Below are 16,412 nucleotides of genomic sequence, written 5' to 3'. Positions count from 1 at the left end.
CAATTCCGATAATTTGTTCCATGGGACACCTCTTCATATTTTGCTGATGTATTCAGCATGGCTCACTGGAGCCGATTTGGGGAGGTGTCCATTTCATTACCTTAAGGACATAGAGTTGATATCAATATTTAAACCAACGATATGAATTTCCAGATTTTGCCATAATGTCGAAATTTCAACGCCAGATATCAACGTTAATGGCAAATTATTTTGCTGAATATGGTTTAAGGCTGACGGAATACCGTCCGTCGTATCATGATCGGTGATTGCCAGTACATCAATACCCATGGCAATGGCTCTGTCCACGAGCTGCTCAGGTGACAACACACCATCTGAAGCGGTCGTATGACTATGCAAATCATAGCGTTTTGTCATTTCACTGGCGGCTTCAGTCATTGTTTTTTTACCTGTTTTTCGGGTGGGGAAACAAAGGCACTATCTATCAAATGATATGAAGCGCAAAGCGGCAATGATAACACAAGAGTGAAGTTTAAGGAGCGAGTTTGTTGAAACAATGATAATGAATATAGTTTACCGACATAAAAAAATCATTGACAAGTAAATCACGAATCAGTTTACTAGTACAAAGGTTAATTAAAACATTCTTTATCAAAAACCATTGAACAGATAAGGCATTCGAAATGATCGTATTTATGCAAATTAAGCAGTCAAAGAGTTGGTGGCACAACTTCCCAGTCAGGGCGGTTGGCTCGCGCACATAAGTTAAGTATAGATACGCAAGTGCCAAAACCCGCCCTAAAAGGCGGGTTTTTTTATAACTATTTTCTTATAACGCAAGTTTTTATGAAAAAAGATTAGAAACGGGGGTGTGAAGATGACTGGCAAAGAATTTAATATATTTATAAATCAGGAAGATACTCTCTATCAAACAGATCCAACACTGCTTTTTCATCAACTTTGTGGTAACCGCCCAGCAACGTTATTGCTGGATTCTGCTGAAATTCACAGTAAAAAGAATCTCAAGAGCATCTTGATCATTGATAGTGCTATGCGCATTACAGCCAACGAGCGTCAAGTTACTTTTGAAGCGCTCACTGAAAATGGCCAAAACCTGTTCCCAATACTCGCTAATTTACTTGCAGACAAAGCCCAATTAGATGTAGCGTCGACAGTTATGCGGGCACGGTTTCCTGCTATTGAGCACAATCTGGACGAAGATAGCCGACTAAAATCCGATTCAGTTTTCGACGCATTGCGTGCCCTTGCAGCATTAGCATCCTTCTCAGAATCTCCCGATGCCATTTTTGTTGGTGGATTGTTTGCTTACGATTTAGTAGCTGGATTTGAACCATTACCTACAGTAAAAAATCATCAACGCTGCCCCGATTTCTGTTTTTATCTCGCAGAGACGTTATTAGTGATCGATCATCAAGATAAACATTCACGTCTGCAAACTTCATTGTTTGGCGAATCGGATTCAGAAAAAAAACGTCTTAAAGCGCGTTTAGCCACCTTGGTTTCAACTATTTCAACCCCACTTCAACCACTCTTGCCTGTCACACTGCCTGATATAACTGTTGGCTGTAATCAAAGTGATGAGCAATACGCGAATATCGTGCACAAATTACAACAATTTATCCGTCAGGGGGATGTTTTTCAGGTAGTTCCATCACGTCGTTTCACCTTGCCATGCCCTTCTCCGCTGAGTGCTTATCATGTATTGAAAAAACAAAATCCAAGCCCTTATATGTTTTTTATGCAAGATCAAGATTTTTGCCTGTTTGGTGCTTCACCAGAAAGTGCTCTTAAATATGATGCCAGCAACCGCCAGATCGAAATTTATCCGATTGCCGGTACTCGACCACGCGGACGCGATAATAACGGGGAACTAGATGCCGATCTTGATAGCCGAATTGAGCTGGAAATGCGCACAGATGCTAAAGAAATGTCTGAGCATGTAATGTTAGTTGATTTGGCTCGCAACGATTTAGCCCGTATCTGCGAACCAGGCAGTCGATATGTTGCCGATTTAACCAAAGTCGATCGCTATTCGTTTGTTATGCATCTGGTTTCCCGTGTTGTCGGTACGCTCCGGCATGATTTAGATGCCTTCCATGCCTATCAAGCCTGCATGAATATGGGCACATTGACGGGAGCCCCTAAAGTTCGGGCTATGCAACTCATCGCAGAACATGAAGGAGAACGACGTGGCAGTTATGGCGGAGCCGTCGGTTACTTCACTGGCAAGGGGGATTTTGATACCTGCATAGTGATCCGTTCTGCTTATGTGGAAAACGACCAAGCTACCATTCAAGTTGGAGTAGGTGTAGTACTGGACTCCATTCCCCAGTCAGAAGTAGATGAAACTCACAGTAAAGCCAGAGCTGTTATTCGTGCAATTGCACAAGCGCATCATGTGGAGGTGACATTCTGATGGCTAATATTCTTTTACTCGATAATGTGGACTCCTTCACATACAACCTCGTGGATCAACTGCGTACTCATGGTCACCATGTCGTTGTTTACCGCAATACAGTGTCAGCAAACATTATTATTACCAAACTTAATGAGATGGAATCTCCTCTTTTAATGTTATCTCCTGGTCCAGGTAAACCATCAGAGGCAGGCTGTATGCCTGAATTGCTTAAGCAAGTAATAAGCCAGATCCCAATAATCGGAATTTGTCTTGGGCATCAGGCAATTATTGAAGCTTATGGAGGAAATGTCTCTGCTGCTCAGGAAATTCTGCATGGCAGGGCAACACCAGCTATCCATGATGGGAAAGATATGTTTTCCGGCCTACCAAATCCTTTGTCTGTTGCTCGTTACCATTCTCTTGCCGCTGTGCATGCTCCGACAGCACTGACTGTCTCTGCTTTATGTGGCGATATCGTGATGGCTGTACGTCATGATGAGCACAAAGTTTGTGGTTTTCAGTTCCATCCCGAATCTATTTTGACTACACGAGGTGCCAGGCTGCTTGAACAAACTCTGGCTTGGGCATTGAGCTGACGATTTAAAGGTTGTGAATTTAAGGGTATCGAATTAAAGGCACTAAACTTGAAGGGATGGGAAAATGCAGTTGATTTTTGACAAATTATTCAGTGCCCAGGCACTGACACAACAAGAAAGCCAACAGTTATTCACTGCCATTATTCATGGTGAGCTAAGCGATATACAACTGTCTGCGATATTAATTAGCCTGAAGTTACGGGGAGAACAACCACAAGAAATTGCGGGCGCAGCCCAGGCGTTCCTGACGAACGCAGCTCCCTTTCCTCGTCCTGATTACACGTTTTGTGATATCGTCGGCACAGGTGGCGACGGTTCCAATAGCATTAACATTTCAACAACCAGCGCCTTTATTGCTGCTGCTTGTGGCCTTAAGGTGGCAAAACATGGAAATCGCAGTATTTCCAGTCGGTCTGGATCATCTGATTTATTAGCTGCATTCGGCATTGCATTGGATGCCCAAGCTGAAGAATCACGCAGTGCCTTGGATGAGATTGGTGTCTGTTTCCTGTTCGCCCCTCAATATCACAGCGGATTCCGTCATGCGGTTCAAGTTCGCCAACAACTAAAAACCCGGACATTATTTAATGTGCTTGGTCCGTTGATCAATCCGGCGCGTCCTCCTGTGTCTCTCATCGGAGTCTATAGTCCCGAATTAGTTGAACCCATCGCCCATACCTTACACACTTTAGGTTATCAACGCGCCGCCGTTGTACACAGCGGAGGAATGGACGAAGTTGCCTTACATGCACCAACCTATGTTGCAGAACTTCATCACGGTGAAATTAACCAATATCAGTTAACAGCAACAGATTTTGGTTTGCCAAACCATCCAATATCTTCACTGAAAGGTGGATCACCAGAAGAAAACCGCAACATGTTGGCAATGTTATTGCGAGGTCGCGGAAGCAAAGCCCATGCTCATGCCGTAGCAGCCAATGTGGCTCTGTTAATGAAGATCCATGGGCAAGAAGATCTACGGGAAAATACTCAATTGGCACTCGATACTATTTACAGCGGCCAGGCTTATGAAAAAGTAACGGCATTGGCAGCAAGGACTAAATCATGAAAACCAGCGTATTACAGAAAATTGTTGAAGATAAAGTGGCATATCTGATTACTCGTAAGGCAGAACAACCGCTGGAGAATTTTATTGATGCTATCGTTCCAAGTCACCGTCGGTTTTATCAGGCGTTGACCCATAAGCAAACCGTTTTTATTTTAGAATGCAAAAAGGCATCCCCTTCAAAGGGATTGATTCGTGAAGATTTCGATCCCGTTCATATTGCTAAAACTTATCAACCTTATGCTGCTGCAATCTCTGTCTTGACCGATGAAAAATACTTTCAGGGCAGTTATGATTTTCTGGCAATGGTCAGTTCTACAGTACATCAACCTGTTTTGTGCAAAGATTTTATTATTGATGACTATCAGGTTTACCTCGCCCGTTATTATCAAGCTGATGCTATTTTACTTATGCTTTCTGTCCTTGATGATGATGCGTATCGTAAATTGTCTGCATTGGCACACAGTCTTGATATGGGTGTACTGACCGAAGTCAGTAATGAGGATGAGCGGCAACGTGCAATTAAATTGGGAGCAAAAGTTATTGGTATCAATAATCGGGATCTCCGTGATTTGTCCATTGATATAGAGCGTACCCGTAAACTGTCTATTGGTTTACCTGAAGACACTATCGTCATCAGCGAATCCGGTATCCACCAGCATCGCCAGGTGCGGGAATTAAGCCAATTTGCCGATGGTTTTCTTATAGGTAGTTCTTTAATGGCACAACAAAATTTAGATCTCGCTTTACGCCGCCTGATTTTGGGTGATAACAAAGTTTGTGGCCTGACTCGCCCACAAGATGCCAAAGCCGCATTGCAAATGGGTGCCGTTTACGGTGGTTTAATTTTTGCCGAAAAATCACCGCGCAAAATCAGCCTGGAAAAAGCTCAACAAATTATCAATGAAGCCTCTCTTCTATATGTTGGCGTGTTTCAAAATCAACCCATTGATTTTGTCAATAATATCGCCCGTAGGCTTTCGCTCACCGCAGTTCAACTGCACGGAGGTGAAGATGAAAACTACATTAACTCCCTACGCGCGGTACTACCTGAACATTGTGAAATTTGGAAAGCCATTAATATGTCTAATGCTGCGGAATTTTCCGCAATATCTCATGTTGATCACTTATTGTTGGATAACGGAGCAGGAGGAACAGGAAAACCATTTGACTGGCAGTTAATCAACCCACTAATTCAGCATAACAGTTTTCTGGCTGGTGGCCTGAACGCTGAAAACTGCCAACTGGCAGCAACATTTGGCTGTTATGGACTGGATTTTAACTCAGGAGTTGAAGTGTCTCCGGGTATCAAAAGCAGCCAGAAAATCAAGCAGGTGTTTCAACAATTGCGCTGTTATCACTAATTTTTCAGATAAAAATGGATGAGTAGAACAATGAGTAAATTGAATCCTTATTTTGGCGACTTTGGTGGACAATTTGTGCCACAAATTTTGATCCCTGCACTTAACCAATTAGAAGAAGCCTTTATTGACGCACAGAAAGATCTTGAATTTCAGCATACATTTCAGGATCTCTTGAAAAACTATGCAGGCAGACCCACTGCCTTAACGCTGTGTCAAAACCTGACTAAAGGGACAAAAACACGTTTGTACTTGAAACGTGAAGATTTGCTCCACGGCGGTGCTCACAAAACCAATCAGGTTTTAGGACAAGCATTGTTGGCAAAACGCATGGGAAAGCATGAAATCATTGCTGAAACAGGCGCTGGTCAACATGGCGTCGCAACCGCCTTGGCTTGTGCGTTATTAGGGCTGAAGTGCCGTATTTATATGGGAGCAAAAGATATTGAACGCCAATCGCCCAATGTTTTTCGCATGCGTTTGATGGGGGCAGAAGTGATCCCTGTTCACAGCGGCTCGGCAACCTTGAAAGATGCTTGTAACGAAGCAATGCGTGACTGGTCGGGTTGCTATGAAAAAGCGCATTATCTATTGGGCACGGCGGCTGGCCCTCACCCATATCCGACAATGGTACGAGAATTTCAACGTATGATTGGTGAAGAAGCCAAAGCTCAAATCCTGGAAAAAGAAGGCCGTTTACCTGATGCCGTCATTGCCTGCATTGGTGGTGGTTCAAATGCCATCGGTTTGTTTGCTGAATTCATTCCAGAAAATGATGTCCGCTTGATCGGTGTTGAGCCTGCGGGACATGGTATTGAAACTGGAGAGCATGGTGCCCCACTGAAACACGGAAGATTGGGAATTTACTTTGGCATGAAAGCGCCAATTATGCAGACAGAAGACGGGCAAATTGAAGAATCTTATTCCATTTCGGCGGGTTTAGATTTTCCTTCCGTTGGTCCGCAACATGCCTATTTAAACAGCATCGGTAGAGCCGATTATGTTTCAATTACGGATGATGAAGCGCTGGAAGCCTTCCAGAAACTCTCACGCAATGAAGGTATCATTCCTGCACTGGAATCCTCTCATGCTTTGGCTTATGCCTTGAAAATGATTCATGAGGCTCCAGACAAAGAACAATTATTAATTGTCAATTTATCTGGCCGTGGTGACAAAGACATCTTTACCGTTCACGATATTTTAAAATCCAGGGGGGAAATCTGATGGGACGTTACGAACAACTTTTTAAGAAGCTGCAAAACCAAAACCAAGGTGCTTTTGTTCCTTTTGTCACTCTCGGCGATCCTAATCCCGAATTGTCGTTGGAAATTATTGATACCTTAATTTCAGGTGGTGCTGATGCGCTTGAATTGGGTATTCCGTTCTCAGATCCCCTTGCTGACGGCCCAACTATCCAAAATGCCAATCTGCGTGCGTTATCATCCAAGGTCACTCCCACATTATGTTTTGACCTGCTGGCTAAAATTCGGGCTAAACACACTGATATACCCATTGGCCTATTAGTTTACGCCAATCTCGTCTTCCACAATGGCATTGATGAGTTTTATCATCGCTGCAAAAGCGCTGGTGTTGACTCCGTACTTGTCGCTGATGTGCCATTATCTGAGTCATCGCCTTTCCGTTCAGCTGCCATAAAGCATAATATTGCCCCGATCTTTATTTGCCCCCCTAATGCAGATGATAATTTGCTGCGTGAAGTGGCTTCATTTGGACGTGGATATACCTATCTGCTATCAAGAGCGGGAGTAACTGGTAGTGAAAATCGCGCTCAACAGCCACTTAATCATATTGTCAATAAGCTCAAAGAATATCACGCTGCCCCTGCTATACAAGGTTTTGGCATTTCAGAGCCAGAGCAAGTTATGACTGCTCTCAATAGCGGTGCTGCGGGTGCAATTTCAGGTTCAGCTGTTGTCAAAATTATTGAAGATAACTTGCATCAACCCAAAATGATGCTGGAAAAATTAATAAATTTCGTTCGAACAATGAAAAACGCCACACAATTATAAGCATGCTATCAAAAAATGGGGCAATGACGCCCCATTGGTTCTCTCTTATGTCAAAGTCAAACACACGTAGCTTTAATTAGAAACTATAACCAACACCGAACATAAAGACCCACGGGTCAAGGCGGGTTTTATATTTTTTATCTACATCACCGACTTTGAATTTCACATCAGTTTCAATATTCATCCACCAAAGCGAAGTATTCAGCATCCAGTTTTTGTTCAGTTGATAATCCAGGCCAACCTGCCCAGCGATACCCCAAGAATCTTTTAGATCCAGGCTATTTAAATTAGCGCCCTTTACAGTTTCATTATTAGTAAATTTTTCGCTAAAGAAAGTAGTATAGTTAACACCAATCCCAACATAAGGACGAAATTCATTTTCTGTAGCACCAAAATAATATTGTGCCATTAGAGTTGGTGGTAAATGTTTAACTTCAGCGATTTCACCCGCTCCTGGTAAACTGACTTTATGCTGAAATGGTGTTGCTGCCAATAACTCGACACCAATATTATCAGTAATCATGTAACCAAAAGTTAAACCCAACTGAGTATTATTATTGACACCAAAAGATCCCAATCCTAATACATTATCAGAACCCGCATGCGGCCTTACCGTTGCTGTACCTGTACGAAACAGGAAATCACCTGCTTCATGGGCAAAAGTTAATGACGGGGCTAACGTAGCAGCAGCTAATACAAGCGCAGAAATCTTCTTCATTATCCATCCCATTTATGTGGTTTTAAAGTAGTCCGAAATATATCCGTTTGTTTACTATTGTGATCTAAGACAGATCACATCTTTTAAATATTTTTAGCGAAGTAATGTATTTACTGTTTTATTATTTCATTTATTGAATATTTTAAATTGATCCAAATCAAAATTCTCTGCGTATTAATTTTAATGCCATCCATGATTTATATATTGAAGTCAATTTTTGAATGAATAACAATAAATAATAATATACTAAGAACCCTTATTTAATATTCCAGTCTCTCATGAATTTATTAACACAAAGTTAATGAAATGATCATTTTTATAAAATCCACAATGAAGGGGCTTGGCAAGGAAGAATTCTTACCCTCACCAGCCTCAAGATGCAGGATCAAGCACTGGAGTAAATCTTAGGTATCCAATAATTCTCCCAACAAGGCTCAGTGGGAGCGAAGCTACAATTTGACAACATCTGTTAATGCGCTTCCGTATAAGAACCCCCGAAAGTGCAGTATTGAATAGCCACAACCGCCACTCGTCTATCATTTTTAACGATTATTTCTTTCCTGGGCCTTCAAATAGGTAGGTCGACTCATAGCCCTGTCCATGTAATCCTTTATTTCTGAATTTATAGCTATACCACATAGTTTTGCCCACAACAGAGTGTGTGTCACGAAGATATCAGCTAACGTAAAGTTAGAGCCTGTTATCCATTCGTAACCTTTATTTAGCCTGATTTGGTTAACTGCTCTATTTGCTTCGCTTTTGGCGTAATCTATGAGCCCTGAGTTTCGCTGATTTTCTGGAATGAAAACTTGCTGTTTCAATAAGTTCCACACTGGAGACTCGAGGTCAGTAAGAGCATAGCTCAACCATGAGTTAATAGTGGACCTCAGTTTCGGTTCGGCAGGATAGAATGTTGTAGAAGAATATTTTTCACAAATATAGATACATATTGCCAGTGTCTCTTCAATGGACACATCTCCATCACTCAGAAAAGGGACTTTTCCTCGTGAATGGGGGGATTTTATGCAAGAAGTCGGATTAAACAGATCAACCTTGACCGATTCATAAGGCGCCCCGATCTCTTCCAGAGTCCAGAGAACTCTCAACGATCTACTTTTAGGGTAAGTATATATTTTCATAATGTTGATTCCTGATTTGCGGATTTAATCCTGAGAATTTTTTGGCGTGTGGTGTTAAATTCACGCGCCACGGCATTGATACTGCTTCCTTCTTTCTGGCATTCGAGTACGGCCTGTTGTTCCTCGTTCAACACTCAGCCAGTGCCGAGAAAATACTGAAGATCAGTTTGCCGGTGGCTGCTTTAGTGTCGATGGCGGTACATATCTAGTCAGTACTTTCAGACCAACACCACTCTTAGTTAAGTTGTGTACCGTGTTAATGTGGTTCAAAAAAGCCAAATGTCTATTTTACAGCTTCGCTTCCACTAGGCCAAAAGGTACAATTGTGTCCTATTGTTGTTTTATTTGATAGGAGCCACTTTCATGCCCATCACGGCAAATACCCTGTATCGTGACAGCATCAACTTTTTAAAGAATCAATGGTTGAATATTGTCATCCTCTCTGTCTTAGCCGCGCTGGTGACAACACTGCTGGGGCATTTACTCATGCCTAATGATGAACAGCTCAATTTATTAGCTGAATTGCAAAATATAGTCAAAGAGTCAGGCAATACAGGTATCCAACGTTTCGTGATGCAATTAACGCCAGATGAGCAGTTCATGTTAATGCGCACAATGTTCGGAGTTTTATTTACCCACATATTTGGTAGTACCCTACTAACGGCCAGTATGCTGGTACTCATCAGTGCTATCTCTAGCGGTCAGCAAACTAATGCCATTAGTGCCAGTACATTATCAATAACACAACTACCTAAGATGTTCTTGCTAATGCTTATTTGTACCCTGTTGGTCCAAATCGGCTACGCTTTAATGGTTCTGCCAGGGATACTGTTTTCTATTGCATTCTCACTGGCTCCTATTTTTTTGTTTGAAAAAGGCAAAAATGTTTTTGCAGCCATGCAAAATAGTTGGAAGTTGGCATTTGGTCATATGCGGTTGTTGATCCCAGCGATACTGCTATGGCTTATCGCCAAGCTAATTCTGGCTCTTGTACTGACAAAAATGCCCGATATGTTGCTAACAGCGCTGGATAATCTGTTATCATCCCTGTTGCTGATTTACCTATTCCGCTTGTATATGTTGGTCAAGCCACAAAATAAGACCACAAATGGTATGTAATAATCACTTAACATAATTACCTTTCACCTCACTACATTGCAGTGAGGTGAGGTGAACTGGAAAAAGATAAACTTCATTTACTTTTCCTGTTTTTCCTCAATTTGTTGCTTACTTTGGATTAAACGAATAGCAAAATAGAGATCCGGCACAACTATCAAATCTTCATCGCTGCGACTCAGTTTGTTCTGTTTAATCCAGCGATTCAGCTCTGTTCTGCGCCCTGCCAAAACCAATGTTACACCTTTCTCTTTTAATTCTGTGATTAACTCATCTAACACGGCAAAAACACTGACATCATCGTAGGTAAAACTAACCGTCGCATCGACCACTAACCACACAGGACTATTTGCAGCACTGTTCACATACTGTAAGACGCGTTTTTTGAAAAATCCGACGTTAAAATAAGTGAGAGGAGAATTAAAGCGGTACATCATAATACCATCTACAGGTTTGATATCATTATTCTGACGGATAGAACGAACCATACCTTGGTCATTTACTCCCAATAATTGATCCGAAGGCCGAAAAACTATCCGCAAAAATTGCAATAACCCCAACAAAACGGCAAAACCGATACCATCGATCACTCCCACCAGCAAAACGGCGATTAACGTAAAAATTGACAAAGTAAAAGCCTGACGATTACGTTTCCGATAAGACCAAAGATTCTTTAAACTCAATAAAGACCAAGTGGAAAAGATTAAAACAATACCCAGTGAAGACAGCGGGATATACACCAGAGCTTCTGTCATAAACAGCAATACCAGCAAGATGGCACAAGCTGCTATCACCGACACAATCTGCGTTTTACCACCAATCGCATCATTGACCGCAGTACGACTACCAGCAGCACTAACAGCAAAACCTTGTGATAATGACGAAGCAATATTAGCGATACCCAAAGCCCTAAGTTCTAGATCTGCATCGACTTGATAGCCATTTTTACTGGCAAAACTACGAGCAGTCATCATAAAACTGACGAAACTGATCAGCGCTAAGTTAATGGAAGGAACAACTAAATCACGTATGATACCGGGTTCAAATTCGGGTATAGGAACAATAGGCAAACCGCTCCCCATACTACCCACAATCTGAATACCATATTGGCTGAGTTCAAATTGCCAACTAATATAAGTCGATACAATCATTGCCACCAGTAGCGCAGGCCAACTCGGACGGAGGAAATGTACACTAAGCAGTACCAGCAGCGTCATTACTGACATCCCTACCGTCGGCCAGTGAGATTCTAACAATTTATGGGGAAGTGAAATCAATCTTTCAATTAATTCCATAGGTAACCCAAACAGCCCAAAAACTTTAGCAAGCTGATCAGCCATAATGGTAATCGCAACACCATTAATAAAGCCTTTCAAAATGGGACGAGATATAAAATCAGCGAAAGCGCCTAATCGAAAATGGCTAGCCAAAATACACCAAAATCCCGTCATTAACGTCATAACTATAGCAAGCTGCCAACGAACATGCTCATTCCCCAATGCCAATGGTGTAACAGCAGCGGCAATAACAGCACAAGTTGCAGCATCAGGTCCAACAATCAACTGTCGCGAAGTACCGAACAGTGCATATGCAAACATCGGTAAAATGCAGGCATATAAACCAATAATGGCGCTGATCCCCATTAATTCAGCATAAGCTATCGCAACGGGCAGCGCTACTGCTGCAACAGAGAGGCCAGCTCGCATATCATGGCTAAAATATTCTCTACGATAATGACAAATATTTCCCAAGCCTGGCATCCAGCGATGTAATCTTTCCCACAACATGGCCTTTATGTCCTTTGGTGAAAATGGAACCTAGTTATAATGCGTTAATGCGTTGCTAAATGGAAACTCACAGACTTCCCCTCTCCCACACTTAGCTTGTCGCTCATTGTGATAAAATTACCCAAACAGATGAAAAATGTTTTTTACCTGATAAATAAACCATTTCATTGAGATCTGGTACACTTTGGCACAAATTCAAAAACATGCCATCATTGACTTCACAATGGGTTCAATTTATGAAACAACTTTTAGACTTTTTGCCGCTAGTCGTTTTCTTCGTCGTCTACAAAATGTACGACATTTTCTATGCATCTGGCGCCTTGATTGCAGCAACAGGGTTAGCTGTTGTCATTACTTACTTCATTTATCGTAGAGTTGAGAAATCCTCCTTAATTACATTTGTTATGGTCGCTGTTTTCGGCACTCTGACACTGGCCTTCCACAGTGATCTATTTATTAAATGGAAAGTGACTGTAATTTATGCCATCTTTGCTCTGGTACTACTTATCAGCCAATGGGTGATGAAAAAGCCGTTAATTCAACGGATGTTAGGCAAAGAGTTAGAATTGCCTGATTTTGTCTGGAACAAACTGAATATGGCTTGGGCAATCTTCTTTATTGCCTGTGCATTAGCAAATATTTATGTCGCTTTCTGGCTACCCCAGGATGTTTGGGTAAACTTTAAAGTGTTCGGGTTAACGGCATTGACACTAGTCTTGACTGTATTGAGTGTGGTATATATCTACCGTCATCTGCCTCGCGAACAAAAATAATATAATGACCTTCATATGGATACCTGCCGATGCAGCGGCAGGTATTGTTGTATTCACCAAATAAAGCAAGTTTTCTAATGACACAACAACAATGCTTACCAAACGGAGAATTGGTTCTCCGTACACTCGCTATGCCTGCTGATACTAATGCCAATGGAGATATTTTCGGTGGCTGGCTGATGTCTCAAATGGATATTGGCGGTGCAATTTTGGCAAAAGAGATTGCTCTGGGGCGCGTAGTAACAGTTAGCGTAAATGGCATCAGTTTTCTGAAACCGGTTGCGGTAGGTGACGTCGTATGCTGCTACGCCCGTTGTCTCAAAACGGGAAATTCATCTATCACCATTCATATTGAGGTATGGGTGAAAAAAGTGGCTTCTGAGCCAGTCGGTCAACGTTACCGTGCAACAGAAGCCGTTTTCACGTATGTTGCTGTTGATGAAAATAACACTTCCCGTCCTTTGCCTGAAGACAAAAGGCACTTTAAATTGGAAAGCAGTGATTCAGAGTCATAATTCATTTTGCTGATGAAGTTAGGGGATGCTTTACATCCCCTATTCGGGAAAGAAACGTTTTGGTAAGTTAAGATTGTGAAATACCAGTAGTTTTAAACTCGATAGTCGTTATATGTCCGATAGCAGGAATTTTTTCATAACGCCATTTTCTCATCGCTTTTTTCACTTCACGTTCAAAGACATTTTTCGGATTGGCAGAAATAATTTCAATATTCTTAACTCGACCATTTTCATCAATATCAAATTTTACCTTTACCGTTCCCTCAGTCCCCAACTGTTGTGCTCTGGATGGGTAAACGGGATCTGGCCTATTCAATGCCTTTGGTCCGCTTTGTACGCCAGCTTTTTCACTAATGGTATGGTGATCCGATTTTTGATCATCCAAATTCTTTGCCGTCTGAGTTTCTTGATCAGAAATAGGTTTCAGCGGTTGTTCTGAAGCTTTTTCTGTCTTTTTCTCTCTAGGCTTGATTTCTTTTTTGACAATTTTTTTCTTTTCAGGTTTAGGTAGAGCAATTTCCGCAATAGGTTCAGGCTCCGGCTCAGGTTCTGGCTCAGGAAGTGATTCAGACACGGCAGGTTTAGAAACAGGTGCCTCTTCAGCCGCCAATTGAATCATGGCAACAGACATAGGTATAACTTTTGCCTGTTCTCCTGGTTTAATGGCATGGAAAAGTGCCGCAGCAATAGAAATGTGTAAACAAATGGAAAGTAGTATCGGCCAATGTATCCAACGCATAAGAGAATTCTTGCTTAGCAGCATGATAGTCAGTTTTAGATAGATATTAGTTTAAATGCAAATGACTATCATATTCAATAAAGATTCAAAAACATCTGTCCTTAACTTGTATTTTTCTAAGGTTACTGGTATTAAATCCACTCTACATTCTGAGTGAATAGAATCGATCTACGACGCTTATAAGCATCTGCCTTACGCAGTGCATATATTCGTAAATTACGACGTGACTGCCCTTCCAACCAGCGACGGCGACGACAAATACCTTGGCGGAGCCTTCTCCAACGCCCGATTTCTCTTCTGCTATGTTTCATAAGTATTCCGGATAATCTCTCATTGGATAAATAACATTATTCTTAATTGTCACTATTAGCGATGTCAACCCATTGCCAATCTACTTCCTGACTCTGGGAATAATAGTACATTGTTCGAAATCATCAGATTAATAACTATCATCAACCATTCATGATTTATTTATATCAATTTGCATATATTTCATACAGTTTGTGAAGTCAAATCGTAGTTATAAATAGCTAAATATTAATGATATTTATCATAATTAGCGCTTTTTTGCTAAAATTGCATTCTTTTCAATTAATGATATTAAGTTGATAGTTTGCCCGAATTTCTAGAAACTTGCGGCAATGACTACATTAAATATTTAAATAAATAGGATTGATTGCCACATATGACAACTTTCTACTCTGTACTGAGCTGGCTGGCGATTTTTTTCTACTGGCTGATTATTGCCGGTATCACTATTCGAGTTTTAATGAAACGTCGTCCAGTGACATCAGCAATGACGTGGTTACTTATTATCTACATTTTTCCTTTAGTTGGGATCATTGCTTATTTGTCATTCGGAGAATTACATCTTGGCAAACGCAGAGTTGAGCAAGCCAGACAAATGCGTTCATCTGTAGTCAAGTGGTTGGCCGAGTTAAGAAACTCCCCTCAAATTTTTGCCGATGGAAACAGTGAAGTTGCTACTCCGCTGTTTCAACTGTGTGAGCGTCGACAAAAGCTCAAAGGTGTCAGAGGCAACAAAATGCAATTAATGACATCTTATGATAACTCGCTAAAAGCGATTGTTCATGATATTGAAAATGCCAAATACAATATTGAAATGGTGTTCTATATATGGCAATCCGGAGGGCTGGTTGATCAGGTCACTGATGCTCTGATGCACGCTGCCAAACGCGGTGTCAAATGTCGAATCATGGTAGATTCAGCAGGAAGCTGGCAATTTTTCCGTAGCCCTTATCCTGATATTATGCGCAAAGCAGGTATTGAATTTGTCGAAGCGCTAAAAGTGAATATCTTCCGTTTATTCTTACGTCGTATGGATTTACGCCAGCATAGGAAAATTATTCTGATTGATAATCATATTTCATACACCGGTAGCATGAATATGGTTGACCCTCGTTTTTTTAAACAGGATGCAGGGGTCGGTCAATGGGTCGATATCATGGTGAGAATGGAAGGCCCTGTTACGACAACACTGGGGATCATTTACGCTTTTGACTGGGAAATGGAAACGGGACAGCGTCATCTTCCTCCTCCTCCGTCTGACGGTGTCACCATGCCCTTTGAACAAGCCAGTGTCCATATAGCTCAAGTTATTGCTTCCGGACCAGGGTTCCCTGATGAGTTGATCCAGCAATCCCTAATGACCGCTATTTTTGCTGCCCGCAAACAACTTATTCTTACTACCCCGTATTTTGTTCCCAGTGATGATTTAATGCATGCAATTTGCACTGCGGCCATGCGCGGTGTAGATGTCAGTATCATCGTACCAAGCCAAAATAACTCATTTCTTGTTCGCTGGGCCAGTCGGGCATTTTTTTCGGAATTACTGGAAGCCGGCGTGAAAATTTATCAATTTGAAGATGGTTTGTTACACACTAAGAGCGTCTTAGTCGATGGGCAACTCAGTATGGTCGGTTCTGTCAATTTAGATATGCGCAGCTTATGGCTAAATTTTGAAATTACAGTGGTAATTGATGATGAACACTTTGGCAATGATTTAACGCTGGTTCAACAAGGCTATATTATGCGTTCAACATTGCTTGCAAACAATAAATGGGAAAAACGTCCTGTGTGGCATCGTATCCTTGAACGTATCTGTTACTTTTTCAGCCCACTTTTATAATCCATGACAGAAAACAAATTGACCATTCATTTTTTCAACACGAATA

At 41.5% G+C, this 16,412-nt stretch carries 15 protein-coding genes, 2 pseudogenes and 1 other annotated feature; of the genes and pseudogenes, 10 read left to right on the top strand and 7 right to left on the bottom strand.

What is annotated here, in order from left to right; all coding sequences use genetic code 11:
• Window positions 1-117 precede the first annotated feature (117 nt).
• Window positions 118-396, bottom strand: a pseudogene (locus Xentx_RS03170) (PHP domain-containing protein); the annotation flags it as partial.
• 275 nt (window positions 397-671) lie between these two features.
• Window positions 672-777: a sequence feature (Trp leader region), on the top strand.
• Window positions 778-835: 58 nt separating this feature from the next.
• On the opposite strand from Xentx_RS03170, the gene Xentx_RS03165 reads away from it, so the two are divergent.
• The 6 genes from Xentx_RS03165 (at window position 836) to trpA (ending at window position 7,430) form a co-directional block, all read left to right on the top strand.
• Window positions 836-2,395, top strand: a complete 1,560-nt coding sequence (locus Xentx_RS03165) for an anthranilate synthase component 1 (RefSeq protein WP_074018832.1) — start codon at window positions 836-838, stop codon at window positions 2,393-2,395.
• Entirely contained in the window at window positions 2,395-2,973 is a 579-nt protein-coding gene (locus tag Xentx_RS03160; protein WP_074018831.1) for a glutamine amidotransferase-related protein, read from the top strand. The genes Xentx_RS03165 and Xentx_RS03160 overlap by 1 nt, the downstream gene beginning before the upstream one ends.
• Window positions 2,974-3,037: 64 nt before the next feature.
• The gene (gene trpD / locus Xentx_RS03155; RefSeq protein ID WP_074018830.1) at window positions 3,038-4,042 is read left to right on the top strand and encodes an anthranilate phosphoribosyltransferase; all 1,005 of its coding nucleotides are present in this window, start codon (window positions 3,038-3,040) and stop codon (window positions 4,040-4,042) included.
• Complete coding sequence (trpCF, locus tag Xentx_RS03150) at window positions 4,039-5,403, top strand: bifunctional indole-3-glycerol-phosphate synthase TrpC/phosphoribosylanthranilate isomerase TrpF (protein ID WP_074018829.1); 1,365 nt, start codon at window positions 4,039-4,041, stop codon at window positions 5,401-5,403. The genes trpD and trpCF overlap by 4 nt, the downstream gene beginning before the upstream one ends.
• A gap of 30 nt (window positions 5,404-5,433) precedes the next feature.
• Window positions 5,434-6,624, top strand: a complete 1,191-nt coding sequence (gene trpB, locus Xentx_RS03145; RefSeq protein WP_074018828.1) for a tryptophan synthase subunit beta — start codon at window positions 5,434-5,436, stop codon at window positions 6,622-6,624.
• The gene (gene trpA, locus Xentx_RS03140) at window positions 6,624-7,430 is read left to right on the top strand and encodes a tryptophan synthase subunit alpha (RefSeq protein ID WP_074018827.1); all 807 of its coding nucleotides are present in this window, start codon (window positions 6,624-6,626) and stop codon (window positions 7,428-7,430) included. The genes trpB and trpA overlap by 1 nt, the downstream gene beginning before the upstream one ends.
• Before the next feature lie 76 nt (window positions 7,431-7,506).
• On the opposite strand, the gene ompW is transcribed toward trpA, so the two are convergent.
• The 3 genes and pseudogenes from ompW to Xentx_RS03125 all read right to left on the bottom strand — a co-directional run.
• Complete coding sequence (gene ompW / locus Xentx_RS03135; RefSeq protein WP_074018826.1) at window positions 7,507-8,148, bottom strand: outer membrane protein OmpW; 642 nt, start codon at window positions 8,146-8,148, stop codon at window positions 7,507-7,509.
• A gap of 542 nt (window positions 8,149-8,690) precedes the next feature.
• On the bottom strand, window positions 8,691-9,287 hold the full coding sequence (locus Xentx_RS03130; protein ID WP_074018825.1) for a glutathione S-transferase family protein: 597 nt from the start codon (window positions 9,285-9,287) through the stop codon (window positions 8,691-8,693).
• Window positions 9,284-9,418 (bottom strand): annotated as a pseudogene (locus tag Xentx_RS03125) (helix-turn-helix domain-containing protein); the annotation flags it as partial. The gene Xentx_RS03130 and the pseudogene Xentx_RS03125, both read right to left, overlap by 4 nt.
• Before the next feature lie 232 nt (window positions 9,419-9,650).
• Here Xentx_RS03125 and Xentx_RS03120 point away from each other — a divergent pair.
• Window positions 9,651-10,406 (top strand): YciC family protein, encoded by a 756-nt coding sequence (locus Xentx_RS03120; RefSeq protein WP_074018824.1) that lies wholly within the window; start codon window positions 9,651-9,653, stop codon window positions 10,404-10,406.
• A 77-nt stretch (window positions 10,407-10,483) separates the two neighbouring features.
• On the opposite strand, the gene Xentx_RS03115 is transcribed toward Xentx_RS03120, so the two are convergent.
• Window positions 10,484-12,190: a SulP family inorganic anion transporter gene (locus Xentx_RS03115; protein WP_074018823.1), complete on the bottom strand. Its 1,707-nt coding sequence runs from the start codon at window positions 12,188-12,190 to the stop codon at window positions 10,484-10,486.
• A 236-nt stretch (window positions 12,191-12,426) separates the two neighbouring features.
• Between Xentx_RS03115 and Xentx_RS03110 the strand changes: the two genes are divergently transcribed.
• A complete protein-coding gene (locus Xentx_RS03110) occupies window positions 12,427-12,963 on the top strand; it encodes a septation protein A (RefSeq protein ID WP_074018822.1) in 537 nt (178 codons plus the stop codon).
• 77 nt (window positions 12,964-13,040) lie between these two features.
• Complete coding sequence (yciA, locus tag Xentx_RS03105) at window positions 13,041-13,478, top strand: acyl-CoA thioester hydrolase YciA (protein WP_074018944.1); 438 nt, start codon at window positions 13,041-13,043, stop codon at window positions 13,476-13,478.
• 67 nt (window positions 13,479-13,545) lie between these two features.
• On the opposite strand, the gene tonB is transcribed toward yciA, so the two are convergent.
• Both tonB and Xentx_RS03095 read right to left on the bottom strand, forming a co-directional pair.
• Window positions 13,546-14,241: a TonB system transport protein TonB gene (gene tonB / locus Xentx_RS03100; RefSeq protein WP_074018821.1), complete on the bottom strand. Its 696-nt coding sequence runs from the start codon at window positions 14,239-14,241 to the stop codon at window positions 13,546-13,548.
• Between the two features lie 107 nt (window positions 14,242-14,348).
• Window positions 14,349-14,528 carry a YciY family protein gene (locus Xentx_RS03095; RefSeq protein ID WP_074018820.1) on the bottom strand — a complete coding sequence of 60 codons (180 nt, stop codon included), beginning with the start codon at window positions 14,526-14,528 and terminating at the stop codon, window positions 14,349-14,351.
• Window positions 14,529-14,902: 374 nt separating this feature from the next.
• On the opposite strand from Xentx_RS03095, the gene cls reads away from it, so the two are divergent.
• A complete protein-coding gene (cls, locus tag Xentx_RS03090; protein WP_074018819.1) occupies window positions 14,903-16,366 on the top strand; it encodes a cardiolipin synthase in 1,464 nt (487 codons plus the stop codon).
• The last annotated feature ends 46 nt before the right edge of the window (window positions 16,367-16,412 follow it).

The organism is Xenorhabdus thuongxuanensis (assembly GCF_001908095.1).
Taxonomy (GTDB): domain Bacteria; phylum Pseudomonadota; class Gammaproteobacteria; order Enterobacterales; family Enterobacteriaceae; genus Xenorhabdus; species Xenorhabdus thuongxuanensis.
This window is presented reverse-complemented; position numbering and strand designations above follow the sequence as displayed.